Source organism: Streptomyces sp. NPDC094034, assembly GCF_040303865.1.
Classification (GTDB): domain Bacteria; phylum Actinomycetota; class Actinomycetes; order Streptomycetales; family Streptomycetaceae; genus Streptomyces.
On the sequence record NZ_JBEOUD010000041.1, the window covers coordinates 17,992 to 33,986 of the forward strand.

18 protein-coding genes are annotated in these 15,995 nt (G+C 70.7%); 8 read left to right on the forward strand and 10 right to left on the reverse strand.

The genetic code is table 11. The features are described from left to right. Positions 1-107: 107 nt before the first annotated feature. The 6 genes from ABTZ59_RS28925 to ABTZ59_RS28950 all read right to left on the reverse strand — a co-directional run bounded on the left by ABTZ59_RS28925 (position 108) and on the right by ABTZ59_RS28950 (position 4,805). Positions 108-1,340 carry an acyl-CoA dehydrogenase family protein gene (locus ABTZ59_RS28925; RefSeq protein ID WP_351419585.1) on the reverse strand — a complete coding sequence of 411 codons (1,233 nt, stop codon included), beginning with the start codon at positions 1,338-1,340 and terminating at the stop codon, positions 108-110. Between the two features lie 7 nt (positions 1,341-1,347). After that, positions 1,348-2,379: a phosphotransferase family protein gene (locus ABTZ59_RS28930; RefSeq protein ID WP_351419586.1), complete on the reverse strand. Its 1,032-nt coding sequence runs from the start codon at positions 2,377-2,379 to the stop codon at positions 1,348-1,350. 152 nt (positions 2,380-2,531) lie between these two features. After that, on the reverse strand, positions 2,532-3,443 hold the full coding sequence (locus tag ABTZ59_RS28935; protein WP_351419587.1) for an MBL fold metallo-hydrolase: 912 nt from the start codon (positions 3,441-3,443) through the stop codon (positions 2,532-2,534). Between the two features lie 99 nt (positions 3,444-3,542). Beyond that, positions 3,543-3,878: a DUF202 domain-containing protein gene (locus ABTZ59_RS28940; protein ID WP_351419588.1), complete on the reverse strand. Its 336-nt coding sequence runs from the start codon at positions 3,876-3,878 to the stop codon at positions 3,543-3,545. Continuing rightward, a complete protein-coding gene (locus ABTZ59_RS28945) occupies positions 3,878-4,270 on the reverse strand; it encodes a YidH family protein (RefSeq protein ID WP_351419589.1) in 393 nt (130 codons plus the stop codon). Before ABTZ59_RS28945 ends, ABTZ59_RS28940 begins: the two co-directional genes overlap by 1 nt. A gap of 10 nt (positions 4,271-4,280) precedes the next feature. Further along, on the reverse strand, positions 4,281-4,805 hold the full coding sequence (locus tag ABTZ59_RS28950) for an NUDIX domain-containing protein (protein ID WP_351419590.1): 525 nt from the start codon (positions 4,803-4,805) through the stop codon (positions 4,281-4,283). 95 nt (positions 4,806-4,900) lie between these two features. Here ABTZ59_RS28950 and ABTZ59_RS28955 point away from each other — a divergent pair, with 95 nt between their 5' ends. The 3 genes from ABTZ59_RS28955 (at position 4,901) to ABTZ59_RS28965 (ending at position 8,093) form a co-directional block, all read left to right on the forward strand. After that, positions 4,901-6,559 (forward strand): FAD-binding dehydrogenase, encoded by a 1,659-nt coding sequence (locus ABTZ59_RS28955; RefSeq protein WP_351419591.1) that lies wholly within the window; start codon positions 4,901-4,903, stop codon positions 6,557-6,559. 252 nt (positions 6,560-6,811) lie between these two features. After that, positions 6,812-7,477, forward strand: coding sequence for a molybdopterin-dependent oxidoreductase (locus ABTZ59_RS28960; RefSeq protein ID WP_351419635.1), 666 nt, complete (start codon positions 6,812-6,814; stop codon positions 7,475-7,477). Continuing rightward, positions 7,419-8,093: a cytochrome b/b6 domain-containing protein gene (locus ABTZ59_RS28965; protein WP_351419592.1), complete on the forward strand. Its 675-nt coding sequence runs from the start codon at positions 7,419-7,421 to the stop codon at positions 8,091-8,093. Before ABTZ59_RS28960 ends, ABTZ59_RS28965 begins: the two co-directional genes overlap by 59 nt. 63 nt (positions 8,094-8,156) lie before the next feature. Here ABTZ59_RS28965 and ABTZ59_RS28970 read toward each other — a convergent pair whose 3' ends face one another. Both ABTZ59_RS28970 and ABTZ59_RS28975 read right to left on the reverse strand, forming a co-directional pair. After that, positions 8,157-9,554, reverse strand: a complete 1,398-nt coding sequence (locus ABTZ59_RS28970) for a GntT/GntP/DsdX family permease (protein ID WP_351419593.1) — start codon at positions 9,552-9,554, stop codon at positions 8,157-8,159. Positions 9,555-9,574: 20 nt separating this feature from the next. Beyond that, complete coding sequence (locus tag ABTZ59_RS28975) at positions 9,575-10,084, reverse strand: gluconokinase (RefSeq protein WP_351419594.1); 510 nt, start codon at positions 10,082-10,084, stop codon at positions 9,575-9,577. A gap of 154 nt (positions 10,085-10,238) precedes the next feature. Between ABTZ59_RS28975 and ABTZ59_RS28980 the strand changes: the two genes are divergently transcribed. The 3 genes from ABTZ59_RS28980 (at position 10,239) to ABTZ59_RS28990 (ending at position 12,808) form a co-directional block, all read left to right on the forward strand. Further along, the gene (locus ABTZ59_RS28980) at positions 10,239-10,940 is read left to right on the forward strand and encodes a FadR/GntR family transcriptional regulator (RefSeq protein ID WP_351419595.1); all 702 of its coding nucleotides are present in this window, start codon (positions 10,239-10,241) and stop codon (positions 10,938-10,940) included. A gap of 153 nt (positions 10,941-11,093) precedes the next feature. Continuing rightward, positions 11,094-12,179 (forward strand): S-(hydroxymethyl)mycothiol dehydrogenase, encoded by a 1,086-nt coding sequence (locus tag ABTZ59_RS28985; RefSeq protein WP_351419596.1) that lies wholly within the window; start codon positions 11,094-11,096, stop codon positions 12,177-12,179. Continuing rightward, entirely contained in the window at positions 12,179-12,808 is a 630-nt protein-coding gene (locus ABTZ59_RS28990; RefSeq protein ID WP_351419597.1) for an MBL fold metallo-hydrolase, read from the forward strand. The genes ABTZ59_RS28985 and ABTZ59_RS28990 overlap by 1 nt, the downstream gene beginning before the upstream one ends. Here the strand turns inward: ABTZ59_RS28990 and ABTZ59_RS28995 are convergent. Then, positions 12,802-13,737, reverse strand: a complete 936-nt coding sequence (locus ABTZ59_RS28995; RefSeq protein WP_351419598.1) for a pseudouridine synthase — start codon at positions 13,735-13,737, stop codon at positions 12,802-12,804. The two genes, ABTZ59_RS28990 and ABTZ59_RS28995, sit on opposite strands and share 7 nt — an antisense overlap. 184 nt (positions 13,738-13,921) lie before the next feature. Here ABTZ59_RS28995 and ABTZ59_RS29000 point away from each other — a divergent pair, with 184 nt between their 5' ends. Next, on the forward strand, positions 13,922-14,791 hold the full coding sequence (locus ABTZ59_RS29000) for a DMT family transporter (RefSeq protein ID WP_351419599.1): 870 nt from the start codon (positions 13,922-13,924) through the stop codon (positions 14,789-14,791). Positions 14,792-14,805: 14 nt separating this feature from the next. Here ABTZ59_RS29000 and ABTZ59_RS29005 read toward each other — a convergent pair whose 3' ends face one another. Then, positions 14,806-15,249 (reverse strand): PAS domain S-box protein, encoded by a 444-nt coding sequence (locus tag ABTZ59_RS29005; RefSeq protein ID WP_351419600.1) that lies wholly within the window; start codon positions 15,247-15,249, stop codon positions 14,806-14,808. 551 nt (positions 15,250-15,800) lie between these two features. On the opposite strand from ABTZ59_RS29005, the gene ABTZ59_RS29010 reads away from it, so the two are divergent. After that, positions 15,801-15,977: a hypothetical protein gene (locus ABTZ59_RS29010; RefSeq protein ID WP_351419601.1), complete on the forward strand. Its 177-nt coding sequence runs from the start codon at positions 15,801-15,803 to the stop codon at positions 15,975-15,977. Positions 15,978-15,995 lie beyond the last annotated feature (18 nt).

Below are 15,995 nucleotides of genomic sequence, written 5' to 3' on the forward strand. Positions count from 1 at the left end.
AACGCAGGTCGGCAGCACGCCGTACGCACCGACCCCGGGCGCACCGACCCCGGGCGCGCCGACCCCGGACGCACCGACCCCGGACGCACCGGCCCCGGTGGGCCCGCTCAGAGGTACTTCTTCAGCTCCCGCCGCGCCAGCGACCGCTGATGCACCTCGTCGGGACCGTCCGCGAGCCGCAAGGTCCGTGCCGCGGCCCACAGTTCGGCCAGCGGGAAGTCCTGGCCGACCCCGCCCGCGCCGTACAGCTGCACCGCCGAGTCGATGATGTCGACGACCGCGCGCGGGGTGGCGATCTTGATCGCCTGGATCTCCGTGTGAGCACCCTTGTTGCCGACCGTATCCATCAGCCAGGCCGTCTTGAGTACGAGTAGCCGCAGCTGTTCGACCGTCACCCGGGCGTCCGCGATCCAGTTCTGGACGACGCCCTGCTGGGCGAGCGGCTTTCCGAACGCCGTGCGGGACAGAGCCCTGCGGCACATCAGCTCGATCGCCCGCTCGGCCATCCCGATCAGTCGCATGCAGTGGTGGATCCGGCCGGGACCGAGCCGCGCCTGCGCGATCGCGAAACCGCCGCCCTCCTCGCCGACGAGATGCGAGGCGGGCACCCGGACGTTGTCGAAGACCACCTCGGCATGGCCGCCGTGGGAGTGGTCCTCGTAGCCGTACACCCGCATGGCGCGCCGGACTTCGAGCCCCGGGGTGTCGCGCGGGACCAGGATCATCGACTGCTGGCGGCGGATGTCCTCGCCGTGGGGGTCGGTCTTGCCCATCACGATGAAGATCGCGCAGTCCGGGTTCATCGCCCCGGAGATGTACCACTTGCGGCCGTTGATGACGTAGTCGTCGCCGTCCCGCCGGATCCGCGTCTGAATGTTGGTCGCGTCCGAGGACGCCACATCGGGTTCGGTCATGGCGAACGCCGACCGGATCTCGCCCGCGAGCAGCGGCTCCAGCCACTGCTCGCGCTGCTCGGCGGTGCCGAACTGGGCGAGCAGTTCCATGTTCCCGGTGTCGGGCGCGGCGCAGTTCAGCGCGGTGGGGGCCAGCTGCGGGGAGCGCCCGGTGATCTCGGCGAGCGGCGCGTACTGGAGATTGGTCAGCCCGGCGCCGTACCGCGGGTCCGGCCCGGTGTGCTGGTCCACGAAGAAGAGATTCCACAGACCTTGGGCGCGCGCCTCGGCCTTGAGGTCCTCGACGACCGCCGGGGTGTCCCAGGGATCGGCCAGCAGGGACCGCTGTTCGTGCGCGACCGCCTCGGCCGGCAGGACGTGCGCGTCCATGAAGGCGAGCAGCCTGGCCCGCAGTTCTTCGGTCCGGGCGTCGAATGCGAAGTCCATGAGGTACTCAGCCTTCCTGGAGGGTGGTGAGGCCGTGCTGGATGAAGACGGGCACGAGCGCGCCGATCCGGTCGAAGCCGGGCCCCACGGTCTGGCCCAGGGTGTGGCGGTAGTGGATGCCCTCCAGGATCACGGCGAGCTTGAACCAGGCGAACGCCGTGTACCAGGAGATCGCCGAGGTGTCCCGGCCCGAACCCGCGGCGTAGCGCTCGATCAGCTCGCCGGGCGTGGGGTGGCCCGCCGCCTCGGCCGTCGTACTGATCGGGGAGCCCGTCAGCTCCAGGGGCGTGCTGTACATCACCAGCAGCCCCAGGTCGGTGAGGGGATCGCCGAGCGTGGACATCTCCCAGTCCAGTACGGCCCTGATCCGGTCGTCCGTATCGATCAGGACATTGTCGAGCCGGTAGTCGCCGTGGATCACGGTCGGGGCGGGGGAGCCGGGCAGCGACCGGCCGAGCGCCGCGTGCAGCTCGTCGATACCGGCCAACTCGCGGTCGCGGGAGGCGTCGAGCTGCTTGCCCCAGCGCCGCAGCTGCCGGTCGAGGAAGCCGTCGGGGCGGCCGAAGTCGCCGAGTCCGACCGCCGCGGGATCGACGGCGTGCAGCTCGACAAGCGTGTCGACCAGCGCGAGGACGGCGCCGCGGGTGCGCTCGGGGCCGAGCGGGGCGAGCTGTTCGGCCGTACGGTAGGGCGTGCCCGCCACGTACTCCATCACGTAGAAGGGCGCGCCGAGCACGGACTCGTCCTCGCAGAGCAACAGCGGCTCGGGCACCGGCACGGCCGTCGGATACAGCGCCTCGATCACGCGGTACTCGCGTTTCATGTCGTGCGCGGTGGCCAGCACATGGCCCAGCGGGGGTCTGCGGACCACCCAGCGGTGGGCGGGATCGGCGGTATCGGTGACGGCGTACGTCAGATTCGACCGGCCGCCCTCGATCAGCCGCGCGTCGAGCGGTCCGCTCACCAGGCCGGGAAGCGCGCGGTCGAGATGGCCGCGCAACCGCTCGGGAACGAGTCCTGGTGGGGGGACTGGGCTCATCGTGTGTACCTCCGTGGACGATCGTGGCCGGACACTCATGATGCCGACCAGTCGGTATGTCGTCCAGTGTCAGTGCTACCGCTACCGCTACCGCTACCGCTACCGCTGTCGGCGCCATGGGCCGGACGGATCCGCCGGGTGGCCAGGACCGGTCAGGCGTGACAGGCCGGGAGCGCGCCACCGTTCATCGCGGCCATCTCGGCGAAGACGGTGACCGGGTCCAGCGGCGAGCCCTCGGGCAGCCCGTCCAGCTCGGCGTACGCCCGGTGCAGATTGCCCACCAGCCGCTCGCTCTCCCGCAGCGCGGCGAACCTCCCGAGATCGGCCGAGCGCGCCGTCTCCAGCGGGGAAAGACCCTTGCCGTGGCCCTCCAGGGCCAGATCCGTCACGTACCGCAGATACTCCTCCGTCGCGTCGAACGCGGACGGGTCGGTGACCGGACCGTGCCCCGGTACGACCACGCTCGCGTCCAGCGAGCGCAGCAGCTCCAGCGCCCGCAGGGATCCGCGCAGCGAGCCCATGGCCAGGAACGGTGTACCGCCCTGGAAGACCAGATCGCCGGTGAAGACGATGCCGCGCTCCGGCAGATGCACGATCGAGTCGCCCCGGCTGTGCGCCACCCCCGGGTGGAACACACGTGCCTCGGTCCCGCCCACATGGAGGGTCAGCCGCTCGTGGTAGGTCACGGTCGGGAGGGTGATCGGGATGGCGCCGAAATCCGTTCCGGGCCAGGCCACCCGGAGTTCATGCCCGGCGGCGGACTGTTCCTCGCGGCACGCGTCATGGCCGATGACGGTGGCCTCCGGCACGAACAGGCCGTTGCCGTAGGTGTGATCACCGTGATGGTGCGTATTGACCACGGTACGGGGGAGCGGGACGCCGGCCGTCAGGATCGCTTCGCGCAGCAGCACCGCGCGGCGTTCGGTGGCGGCGGTGTCGATGAGAAGTGTGGTCTCCCCGTCGCTGACGAAACCGGCGTTGTTGAGGCACCAGCCGCCGTCCGGCTGGACATAGGCGTGCACCTCCGGTGCCAGTCGGACGAGATACGGATCGGTGGCAGGCATGGGGCCCCCAGGCTCATGGGCGAACGGTCGTCCCGAGCCTGCCAGCTGACGGCGCGCCGGGAGCGCCGCCGTACCGTACGCGACCGTACCCCTCGCCCCTCACGCCAGCACCGCCACCGCGAACAGCGCCAGCAGGATCGTGCAGCCCGCCGCGGCGATCGCCGCGCGCGCCGGCAGGGGCCCCGGCACGGCGGCGTCCAGCGTCAGCGTCCTGCGGTGCGCCACGCCCAGAAATGCCAGCCAGACCAGGGCGCTCAGCGCGGCGCCGGCGATTCCCGCGCCCGTGGCGCCGCCATGGACGGCCTGCCGGGCCGCGAGCACGGCGACCACCGTGCAGGAGAGCGTCGTACGCCGCCAGGCCAGCCGGGTCCGCTCGGGCTGGAGCCCCGGATCCCTGGCCGGAGCCCCGCCCGTGTCCTCGGGCGGCGTGGCCATCAGCCGGCCCGCCCCAGTACCACGATGACCAGCATCGTGAGGGCGACGAGCCCCACCGCCAGACTCAGCACCGTCGGAAAAGCGGAGACGGGCAGATCCTCCTTGCGCCGCATCGCCCGCTCGCACCGGACCCAGTGATTGACCGCGCGCAGCGCGCACAGCGCGCCCGCCGCGAGCAGCGCCACCGCGAGCCCGACCCGTACCCCCCAGCGCAGGTCGGGGAGGAACTGATCGACCGCGAAGCCGCCCCCCACCAGCGCGAGCGCCGTGCGGATCCAGGCCAGGAAGGTGCGCTCATTGGCGAGCGAGAAACGGTAGTCGGGGGTTTCGCCCTCCTCGGCGACGCGCCCGGGCGTGAACCACAGCCGCAGGCTGCGCAGAAAGTCGCTCACCCGCCGCACCCTACGCGCGGTGGGCGCGGAGCCGCTCGTACGCCGCGAGCCCGTCCGGTACCCACTCCCAGCCGTCCGGCCCCGGTCCGAGCCGGCGCTCCAGCTCCGGCTCCGCGAGGAAGTCGTGCCAGGCGACCTCCTCCACCTGCGGACGCACCGGCAGCGTGCAGCGCACCTCGTACACCCGTGACCACCAGCTCCCGGCCCCGTCCGCCGCCGTGTACAGAAACGTGAACAGCGGTACGGGCCGGGGCAGTCCCGACACCCCCAGCTCCTCCTCGGCCTCCCGCAGCGCCGCCGCGTCATAGCTCTCGCCCGCGCCGACGACACCGCCCACGAACATGTCGTACAGCGAGGGGAAGACCAGCTTCACCGGGGTTCTGCGATGGACGAAGACCCGGTCCTCCGCGTCCCGCGCCAGCACGAAGACCGCGCGATGGCGCAGCCCCCGCGCGTAGACCTCCCCGCGCGGTGCCTGTCCGACCACACGGTCGTCCTCGTCGACGATGTCCAGGATCTCGTCAGCAGCGCTCATGAACGCCATCCAACCAGTTGACGCGTTACTCGCGCGTACGGAAGATCGGACGATCGACAGGGCTTCACCGACCCCGCTCGCGAAGGATGGCACCCATGGCGTACGACGCTGATGTGATCGTGATCGGGGCGGGCCTCGCGGGCCTGGTCGCCGCCGCGGAACTGGTGGACGCCGGCCGCTCCGTCATCGTTCTCGACCAGGAGCCCGAGCGGTCGATCGGCGGACAGGCGCACTGGTCCTTCGGCGGCCTGTTCTTCGTGGACTCGCCCGAGCAGCGCCGGCTGCGGATCAAGGACAGCCGGGAACTGGCCCTTCAGGACTGGCTCGGTACGGCGGGCTTCGACCGGGCCGAGGACGACCGCTGGCCGCGCGCGTGGGCCGAGGCGTATGTCGACTTCGCGGCGGGCGAGAAACGGGCCTGGCTGCACGGGCAGGGCATGCGGTTCTTCCCGGTGGTGGGCTGGGCGGAGCGCGGCGGGTATGACGCGACCGGACACGGCAATTCCGTGCCGCGCTTCCACATCACCTGGGGGACCGGGCCGGGGGTGGTCGAGCCGTTCGAACGGCGGGTGCGCGCGGGCGTGGCGAAGGGGCTCGTGACGTTCCGCTTCCGGCACCGGGTCACCGGCCTCGCCACCACCGCGGGCGTGGTGGACACCGTGAGCGGCGAGATCCTGGAACCGAGCGAGGCCGCGCGCGGCACCGCGAGCAGCCGTACGGTCACCGGCGCGTTCACGTTCAGGGCACAGGCGGTGATCGTCACCTCGGGTGGCATCGGCGGCAATCACGAGCTGGTACGCGCCCAGTGGCCCGAGCGGCTCGGCACTCCGCCGCGGAAGATGCTCTCCGGGGTCCCCGCGCATGTCGACGGACTGATGCTCGGCATCACGGAGGCGGTGGGCGGCCGGCACATCAACCGCGACCGGATGTGGCACTACACCGAGGGCATCGAGAACTGGAACCCGATCTGGGCCAGGCACGGCATCCGTATCCTGCCGGGCCCGTCCTCGCTCTGGCTGGACGCGCGCGGCCGGCGGCTGCCCGTACCGCTCTTCCCCGGCTTCGACACGCTCGGCACGCTGGAACACATCATGCGCTCCGGCCACGAGTACACCTGGTTCGTCCTCGACCAGCGCGTCATCGGCAAGGAGTTCGCGCTCTCGGGCTCCGAGCAGAACCCCGATCTGACCGGGAAGTCGGTCCGCGGGGTGATCGGGCGGGCCCGCGCCGAAGTCCCGGGACCGGTGAAGGCGTTCATGGACAACGGCGCCGACTTCGTCGTGGAGAAGGACCTGGGCGCGCTCGTACGCGGGATGAACGCGCTGACCGGTGAAGGGCTGATCGACGAGGAGCGGTTGCGCCGTGAGATCACCGCGCGCGACCGTGAGATCGCCAACCCGTTCACCAAGGATCTCCAGGTCATGGCCGTCCGGGGCGCCCGCAAGTATCTGGGTGACAAGCTGATACGTACGGCCGCCCCGCACCGCCTGCTGGACCCCAAGGCGGGTCCGCTGATCGCGGTACGGCTGAACATCCTGACCCGTAAGTCGCTCGGCGGCCTGGAGACCGATCTGTCCTCCCGTGTCCTCACCGCGACGGGCGCGCCGCTGCCCGGCGTCTTCGCGGCGGGCGAGGCGGCCGGCTTCGGCGGCGGCGGTGTGCACGGCTACCGCTCGCTGGAAGGCACGTTTCTCGGTGGCTGTATCTTCTCGGGCCGTACGGCGGGCCGGGCGGCGGCGAAGGCCGTCCGGTAGCGGCGGCGGCGCGCGCACAGGGCCGCGTCCTCGTCGGGTCCGGCCCCGGCCAGTCGGAGAGGGCGGCCGAGTCGCAGACGACGGCCGGGGTGTGAGGTCCCCGCCCTGAGGCGGACAGCGCGCTCCTGACGAAAGTATGACGAACACTCGCGGTCCCTGGCCTCACGGGGCCTTGGGTGGTCTCCTCGATGGGTGACCCATCAATCAAGCCGGCCCGAGGGCACGCCGGTAGGACGGCGCCTGGTGCTCTCCATGCTCGGCCTCGGCGCCGCGGGACTCGTCACGGCGCCCCATCTTCAGCGCGGTCTCGAAGCCTTCCTCGGCTCGGCCGCGGACAAGGACCCGACCGGTCTGACCGGACTGCTGCCCAACGGCGGCGGCTTCCGCTACTACTCGGTCGCCGCCTCCGTACCGCGCAAGGGCCCGGACACCTACCGGCTGACGGTCGACGGACTGGTCGACCGGCCCGCCACGTACACCCTCGACGCGCTGCGCGCGCTGCCGCAGACCCGGATCGTGCGTGATGTGCAGTGCGTCACCGGCTGGCGCGTCCCGCACACCCCCTTCGAGGGCGTACGGCTCTCGCGGCTCCTCGACGCGGCGGGGGTACGGTCCGACGCCAAAGCCGTCCGCTTCACCTGCTTCGACGGCGCGTACAGCGAGAGCCTCACCCTTCAGCAGGCCCGCCGCGCCGATGTGATGGTGGCGCTCAGGATGCGGGACACCCCGATCGAGCACGCCCACGGCGGCCCGGTCCGGCTCTATGTGGCGCCGATGTACTTCTACAAGTCGGCGAAGTGGCTCTCCGGGATCTCCGTCACCTCCGACGTCAGGCCCGGCTACTGGGAGGAGCGCGGCTATGACGTCGACGCCTGGGTCGGCCGGTCCAACGGCCGAGACGACACCCCCACCGTCTGAGCCCCCGGCCCCCGGAGCCGACGGGCGGATACGGCGCTTCAGCCGGGCGGAGCGCTGGGTGCACCGTGTGACCGGCGCGCTGATGCTGCTGTGCGTGGTGACCGCGTGCTGTCTCTACGTCCCCCAGATCGCCGAACTCGTCGGCCGCCGCGCTCTCGTGGTCACGCTCCACGAGTGGTCGGGGCTGCTGCTGCCGGTACCCCTGCTGCTCGGCCTCGGCTCCCGCGCGCTGCGCGCCGATCTGCGCCGGCTCAACCGGTTCCTGCCGTACGACACGGAGTGGCTGCGCGCGGTACGGCGGCGCGACACGCGTCCCGCGGCGCGTCCCGCGGGCAAGTTCAACGCCGGGCAGAAGCTCTACGCGGGGTGGATCGCGGGCGCGGTGCTGGTGATGCTTGGCACCGGCCTGCTCATGTGGTTCACCGGTCTCACGCCGGTCCTGTGGCGTACGAGCGCCACCTTCGTCCATGACTGGCTGGCCCTGGCCATCGGCATCGTGCTGCTCGGGCACATCGGGATGGCGTACGGCGATCCGCAGGCGCGGCGCGGGATGCGCACCGGGTCGGTGGACCGCGCGTGGGCGGAGCGGGAGCACCCCCGATGGAAGGAGGAGTGACCCGCCCCGCCCGGACGCGACGAGGTGAGGTGAGAGGAGGCTCTTACAACACCGGTGAGGCTTCTACAACACCAGGGAGAGCAGCAGGACGCAGCCGAGGCCGACCACGGAGATGATGGTCTCCATCACCGACCATGTCTTCAGCGTCTGACCGACGCTCATCCCGAAGTACTCCTTCACCAGCCAGAACCCGGCGTCGTTCACATGGCTGAAGAAGAGCGAACCCGCGCCGATCGCCAGCACCAGCAGCGCCGCGTGCGTCGTCGACATGTCCGCGGCGAGCGGCGCCACCAGACCGGCCGCCGAAATGGTCGCGACCGTCGCCGAGCCGGTCGCCAGCCGGATCGCCACCGCGATCAGCCAGGCGAGCAGCAGTGCGGGGATCGACCAGTCCTTCGAGATGTCCAGGACCATCTGGCCCACGCCCGAGTCGATCAGTGTCTGCTTGAAGCCACCGCCCGCGCCGACGATCATCAGCACGCCCGCGATCGGGGCGAGCGACTTCTCGACGGTGGAGGAGATCCGGTCCTTGGTGAACCCGGCCGCGCGGCCCAGGGTGAAGATGCCGACGAGTACGGCGGCGAGCAGCGCGATCAGCGGGGAACCGACGACATCCGCCACGCGCTGGACGGTGTTCTCCGGATCGTCCACGACGATGTCCACGAGCGCCTTGCCCAGCATCAGCACGACCGGCAGCAGCACGGTGGAGACGGTCGCGACAAAGCTCGGCCGGGTCTTCAGATCGTCGGAGGTGCGCTGCGGCACCATCGCGTCGGGCGCCGGGATGTCCACCCAGCGCGCGGCGTACCGGGAGAACAGCGGGCCCGCGATGATCACGGTCGGGATGGCGACGACCACCCCGAGCGCCAGCGTGACACCGAGGTTGGCGCCGAGGGCGTCGATCGCGACCAGCGGCCCGGGGTGCGGCGGGATCAGACCGTGCATCACGGAGAGTCCGGCCAGCGCCGGGACACCGATCCGCATCAGGGAGTAGTTGCCGCGCTTGGCGACCAGCAGGACGACCGGGATCAGCAGCACGATGCCGACCTCGAAGAAGAGCGGCAGCCCGATCACCGAGGCGATCAGGACCATCGCCCAGGGCATGGCACGCCCGCTCGCCTTGGCGAGGATCGTGTCGACGATCTGGTCGGCGCCGCCGGAGTCGGCGAGCAGCTTGCCGAGGATCGCGCCGAGCGCGATCAGTACGCCCACCCCCGCGACCGTGGAGCCGAGGCCGGCGGTGAAGCTGGTGATGACCTTGTCCAGCGGGGCGCCCGCGAAGGCGCCGAGCGCCAGCGAGCCGAGGGTCAGGGCCAGAAAGGCATGGAGCTTGAAGACGGTGATGAGCAGGACGATGACGGCTATACCGGCGAGAACCGCTATACCCAGCTGCGCGTTGCCCGCCGAGGTGATCGGTTCGGCTGCGTCCGCTGCCAGCGTCTCGACACTGAGACTGGTCACGGGAGTCACGGGAACTTCCTTCAGCTTTCGAGCCGGCGCAGCGCGGCGACGGCCCGGTCGGTGATTTCTTCGGGGGTACCGGACACATCGACGGCCACGCCCGCTTCGTCCGCGCCCAGGTTCTCCAGGGCCGCGTACTGCGAGTCCAGCAGCGCGGTGGGCATGAAGTGCCCCTTGCGCTCCGACATCCGGTGTTCGATCAACGGCCGGTCGCCGGTGAGGTGGAGGAAGACGGCGCCCGGCGCGGCCGACCGCAGCCGGTCCCGGTAGGCGCGCTTGAGCGCGGAGCTGCTCACCACACCACCGAGCCCGGCCCTGCCGTGCGCCCAGGCCCCGATGGCGTCGAGCCAGGGCAGCCGGTCCGCGTCGTCGAGCGGGGTGCCGGCGGACATCTTCGCGATGTTCTCCGGCGGATGGAAATCGTCGCCCTCGGCGTACGGGACGCCCAGTGCGGCGGCGAGCAGGGGGCCGACCGTGGTCTTGCCGGTTCCTGCCACGCCCATCACCACGACGACGTGGGGGGTGCTCATCGCATGCCTCGCTGTCTTCCTCGACATCGGCTTCAGTCCGTCCCGGGCATCGGGCCGTCGCGCTACTGAAACCCATTAGGTACGACTTATTCAAGAGGCTGTGATGTAAACGTCGTACTTAATTCGGGAGGGGTGCGCCACGTAGGGTTGTCCCATGACCACTGAAGGCCGGGGCTTGCATACCCGTGTGCTGGACACTCTCGGCCTCGCCATCACCGCGGGCGAGTACCCGCAGGGCAGCGTGGTGCGCACGGACGAGGTGGCCCAGCGCTTCGATGTCTCGCGCACCGTCGTCCGCGAGGTGGTCCGTGTCCTCGAATCCATGCATCTGGTGGAGTCCCGGCGCCGGGTGGGCGTGACCGTACGTCCCACCGAGGAGTGGAACGTCTACGATCCGCGCGTCATCCGGTGGCGCCTGGCCGGCTCCGACCGGCCCCGTCAGCTGCGCTCGCTGACCGTGCTGCGCTCCGCGATCGAACCGGTCGCGGCGGGGCTCGCCGCCCGGCACGCCACGCCCGAGCAGTGCGCCGCTCTCACCGAGCAGGCGCTCGGCATGGTCGCCACCTCCCGGGGCCGCCGGCTGGAGGACTACCTCGTCCATGACATCGCCTTCCACCGCGTGGTGCTGAACGCGTCGGGCAACGAGATGTTCGCCCGGCTCGGCGATGTGGTCGCCGAGGTCCTCACCGGCCGTACGCACCACCAGGTGATGTTCGACGACCCCGACCCGGCTGCCGTGACCCTGCATGTTCAACTCGCCGAGGCGGTACGGGAGGGAGACGCTGTCCGCGCCGAGGAACTCACCAGACAGATCGCCGTCGGCGCCCTGGAGGAACTGGACGTGCTCGCCCCCTGACGCCCATGCGCGCGCCTCCCGCGCGCTTCGGCGCCTCCCGCGCGCGCTCCGGTACGGGAAGGGCGCTCCGGCACGGGATAGTAGGAGCTGACGGAACGTTCGGTGCCTCAATGTCCGAACGTCTGACGGTGTGAGGAAAGGCAGGTCCTGGCAATGGCGCAGCAGGTGCGGGGGGTCATCGCCCCCGGCAAGAACGAGCCGGTGCGGGTCGAGACGATCGTCGTACCGGACCCCGGCCCCGGCGAGGCCGTGGTGAAGGTGCGGGCGTGCGGCGTCTGCCACACGGATCTGCACTACAAGCAGGGCGGTATCAACGACGACTTCCCCTTCCTCCTCGGCCATGAGGCCGCGGGTGTCGTCGAATCGGTCGGCGACGGTGTCACCGAGGTGGCGCCCGGCGACTTCGTGATCCTCAACTGGCGTGCGGTGTGCGGGAACTGCCGGGCCTGTCTGCGCGGACGTCCGCAGTACTGCTTCAACACCCACAACGCCGCACAGAAGATGACACTCACCGACGGCACGGAACTCTCCCCGGCGCTCGGCATCGGCGCCTTCGCCGAGAAGACCCTTGTCGCGGCGGGCCAGTGCACCAAGGTCGACGCCGGTGTCTCACCGGCCGTCGCCGGTCTGCTCGGCTGCGGCGTGATGGCCGGCATCGGCGCCGCCATCAACACCGGCCAGGTCGGCCGGGGCGACTCGGTCGCGGTCATCGGCTGCGGCGGTGTCGGTGACGCGGCGATCGTCGGCGCGCGCCTCGCGGGCGCGGCCCGGATCATCGCCGTCGACATCGACGACCGCAAGCTGGAGACGGCGAAGTCGATGGGCGCCACCCACACCGTCAACTCCCGCTCCACCGACCCCGTCGAGGCGATCCGCGAGCTGACCGGCGGATTCGGCGCGGATGTCGTCATCGAGGCGGTCGGCCGCCCGGAGACGTACAAGCAGGCGTTCTACGCCCGTGATCTGGCCGGGACAGTCGTCCTGGTCGGTGTCCCCACCCCCGAGATGACGCTCGAACTGCCGCTGATCGACGTCTTCGGCCGCGGCGGCTCCCTCAAGTCCTCCTGGTACGGCGACTGTCTGCCGTCCCGCGACTTCCCCATGCTCATCGACCTGCACCAGCAGGGCCGGATCGACCTCGGCGCGTTCGTCACCGAGACCATCGGACTGGGCGATGTGGAGAAGGCGTTCGCCCGGATGCACGAAGGCGATGTCCTGCGTTCCGTGGTGGTGTTCTGATGACCGTCCGTATCGACCATCTCGTCACCTCCGGCACCTTCTCGCTCGACGGCGGCACCTGGGACGTCGACAACAACGTCTGGATCGTCGGCGACGACTCCGAGGCGATCGTCATCGACGCGGCTCATGACGCCGCCGCCATCGAGGACGCGCTCGGCGGCCGGACGCTGCGCGCCATCGTCTGCACCCACGCGCACAACGACCACATCGACGCCGCGCCGGCCCTCGCCGCCGCCACCGGCGCGCCCGTACTGCTGCACCCCGACGATCTGCCGCTGTGGAAGCGGACCTACCCCGAGCAGGTCCCGGACGGCGAGCTGACCGACGGCGCCACGCTCACCGTCGCGGGCACCACACTGACCGTGCTCCACACCCCGGGGCACGCCCCGGGCGCGGTCTGCCTCCACGCCCCCGAGCTGTCGTCCGTCTTCACCGGCGACACGCTCTTCCAGGGCGGCCCCGGCGCCACCGGCCGGTCGTTCTCGCACTTCCCGACGATCATCGACTCGATCCGCGACCGGCTGCTCGGTCTGCCGCCCGAGACGGTGGTCCGTACCGGACACGGCGATACGACCACCATCGGCGCCGAGGCGCCCCAACTGGCGGAGTGGATCAGGCGCGGTCACTGAGGCGGCCACCGGGACAGGGTGAGCCGGCTCTCGAACCGGCACGGCTCACCCGTCACCGGATCGGTGAACTCCAGCGCCTTCGCCAGGAGTTGCAAGGGTGACGCATAGTCGTCCGGGCCTTCCGCCCGGACGACGGGGTACACCGGATCGTTCAGGATCGGCAGCCCCAGCCGGTTCATATGGACCCGCAGCTGATGGGTCCGGCCGGTGGCCGGCAGCAGCCGGTACCGGCCGAACCCGCCCCGCCGCTCCACCAGCTCGATCCAGCTCTCCGCATTCGGCTCGCCGTCCACCTCCCGCGCCGCCAGCACCCCGCGCTCCTTCTCGATCCGGCCGCGCACCGTGACCGGCAGCGCCACGGCGGGGTCGTACGGCGCGATCGCCTCGTACTCCTTGCGCACCAGCCGGTCCCGGAACAGCGTCTGGTACGCGCCACGGTCCCCGGCCCGTACGACGAAGAGCGTGAGCCCGGCCGTGAGCCGGTCGAGCCGGTGCGCGGGCTGCAACTCCGGCAGCCCGAGATCCCGGCGGAGCCGCGCCAGCGCGGTCTCGGTGATATGCCGTCCGCGCGGGGTGGTGGCCAGGAAATGCGGCTTGTCGGCGACCACGATCCGCGCGTCGCGGTACACGATCCCGATCCCGAACGGCACCCGTTCCTCACCGGCGAAGTCCCGGTGGAACCAGACGTACCGTCCGGCGGCATACGGCTCCGCCGCCCCCACAGGACCGTCCACCCCGACGAACCGCCCCTCACGGAACATCGCGTCGACCCGCCCGGCCCCGATGGCGTCCGCGAACCGCGCGACCAGATGATCCCGTACGGTCGTCCACTCGCCCCGCTCGTCCGCGGGCAACCGGAGCCGCACCGGATCGATCCCGTCCCGCTGGGGAAGGGGCGAGGGGGGAGGGGTGCGGTGTCTGCGTGCCACGGGTCCCCGTGTCTTCCTCGGTGTGGTCTCGGCGCCCTCTCCAGGTCGCCTCCGGCGCACGGAGCGTCAGCGCCCTGATTCTATCGAGGGCGGACGACACCGGCGTCCCCCGTTCGGCCCCCACCCGGACCGCGCGTGCCGGGATGAGAGCTGTTCCGGAATGGGTCAGCCGCATGATGGACCGGTGATCAGTGTTCTGTTCGCCGTGCTGACCGCGATCAGCAACGGCTCCGCCTCGGTGCTCCAGCGCCGCGCCGCGTCCACCGTGCCCGACGCCGAGGCGATGCGTATCTCGCTGATCAAGCACCTGGCGCGGAAGAAGGTGTGGCTGGCGGGGATCGGGCTGGTGCTCGTGGCCGCGGTGTGCCAGGCGGTGGCGCTCGCCACAGGACCGATCGCCGTGGTGCAGCCGATCTTCGTCATCGAGCTGCCCGCCACGCTGCTGATCGCGAGCTGTGTCTTCCGCCACCCGCTGGCCGGGTCCGCCTGGCTGGGAGTGGCGGCGGTGACCAGCGGTCTCGCCCTGGGGATGGCCGCCGCCGCACCGGGCGGGGGCAGCGAGAGCGTCCCACGGTACGCCTGGATCCCGGCCCTGATCATCACCGGGATCTTCGAGGCCGCGCTGATCACCTGGTCGCGACGGCTGCGCGGCAACGCCCGCGCCGCGCTGCTCGGTCTCGCCGCGGCCTGCGGATACGCGCTGACCGCCGCGCTGATGAAGGACGCCATGTCCCGGCTCGAAAGCGGCGGTGTCTCCGCGCTGGTCACCGCCTGGCAGCTCTACGGCACCGCGGTCGCCGGGGTGGGGGCGCTGTTCCTGCTCCAGAACGCACTCCAGGCCGGCTGGCTGGTCGCGTCCCAGCCGATGCTCACGCTCGGCGACGCGCTGATCAGCATCACGTACGGGGTGACCCTTTTCGGCGAGAGCCTGCGCACCGGCTGGTGGCTGCTGCCCGAACTCATCGGGGTCGCCCTGATCGCGGCGGGCTGTGTGGAACTGGCCCGCTCCCCCCTCGCCTCCGGCTCCAAGCCCCCGCCGCCCCGTGTCCGCTGACCGCGACGCCAGGCTCAGGAGGCGGTCTCGCCCGGGGCGGCCGCCAGCAGCCGCCGACGCACCTCCTTCTCCTGGGCCCGCCGCGCGGTGACATCCCGGATGACGGCTCCGACATGGCTCGCGTCGCCGTCGGAGCCGGTCAGCAGGACCACGCTGAACTCGATGGAAATGGTCGAACCGGCGGCGGTCAGCGCGGGAACCGCCAAGAGGTCGTCGTCCCCGTACTTACTGGCGCCGGCGGCCATGGCCGCCGCGAAACCGTCCGAGTGACGCTGCCGGTGCTTCTCGGGGATGATCAGATCCAGATCACGACCGGCGACCTCGGCCGCCGAAAAGCCGAAGATCCGCTCCGCGCCCCGGTTCCAGTAACGGATCAGCCCCTCACGATCGACGATCACCAGACCGTCGGGAGCCCGCTCCGCCATCGCGAGTATCACTTCGGGGTCCAAGTCTCCCATGACGCCTCCGAGTTGCGATGATCCGTCGCCGACACTGCACGGATCGCCCCCGCGAGTGTATACAGTCGACCGCGTCGTCCGCGACGGTGGGAACGGAAAGACCCCCGTACCGTCACGCGAGCCCGGAACCCAGAGGCCGCGCGCGGGCCGGCCATCCGACACGATCCACGGCGAAGCCCCATGCCTGGACGACGGTGAACTTTTGACGCGGACACGGTTACCAGGACCGATCCACCTCATTGTGTTAGCCGTTGTAACTCTTCCAGATTCAGGGTCTGAGCCCGGTGGGGCTTCACGGATGCCGCCCACTTCAGTCGCTCCCTCCGCACCGCCGTCGGCGTCTCCCCAAGGACCACCGGGACTTGGCCAGCAAGCCATGTAATGCAGGAATCGTCAACAATCCCCGCAGCCACCGTCAACGACACCGTGAAGGCGGACCGGCAAGCTTGAACTCATCCCACCAACCAGGGAGCACACCAGCTCTCCGGCACGGGGAACGCCCAATGACCCGGCCGCTTGCGGGCGTGGTCCTGAGAAGGGAGAGGAGAAATATGACCGTCTCATCGATTGCCTCTCGGTTGGCCAGCGACGGCCTGCAGCAGCACATGTTCGCCGCGCCGACCAATGTCGCCGAGGCTTGCAAGCCGGTTGGCTATCACTGCATCAGTTCAGCCCAGTGCTGCAGTGGCCTGTGGTGCGACTGGCTGTTCACCTGCAACCCGGTTTAGCCGCTCCCGAGAACGTGA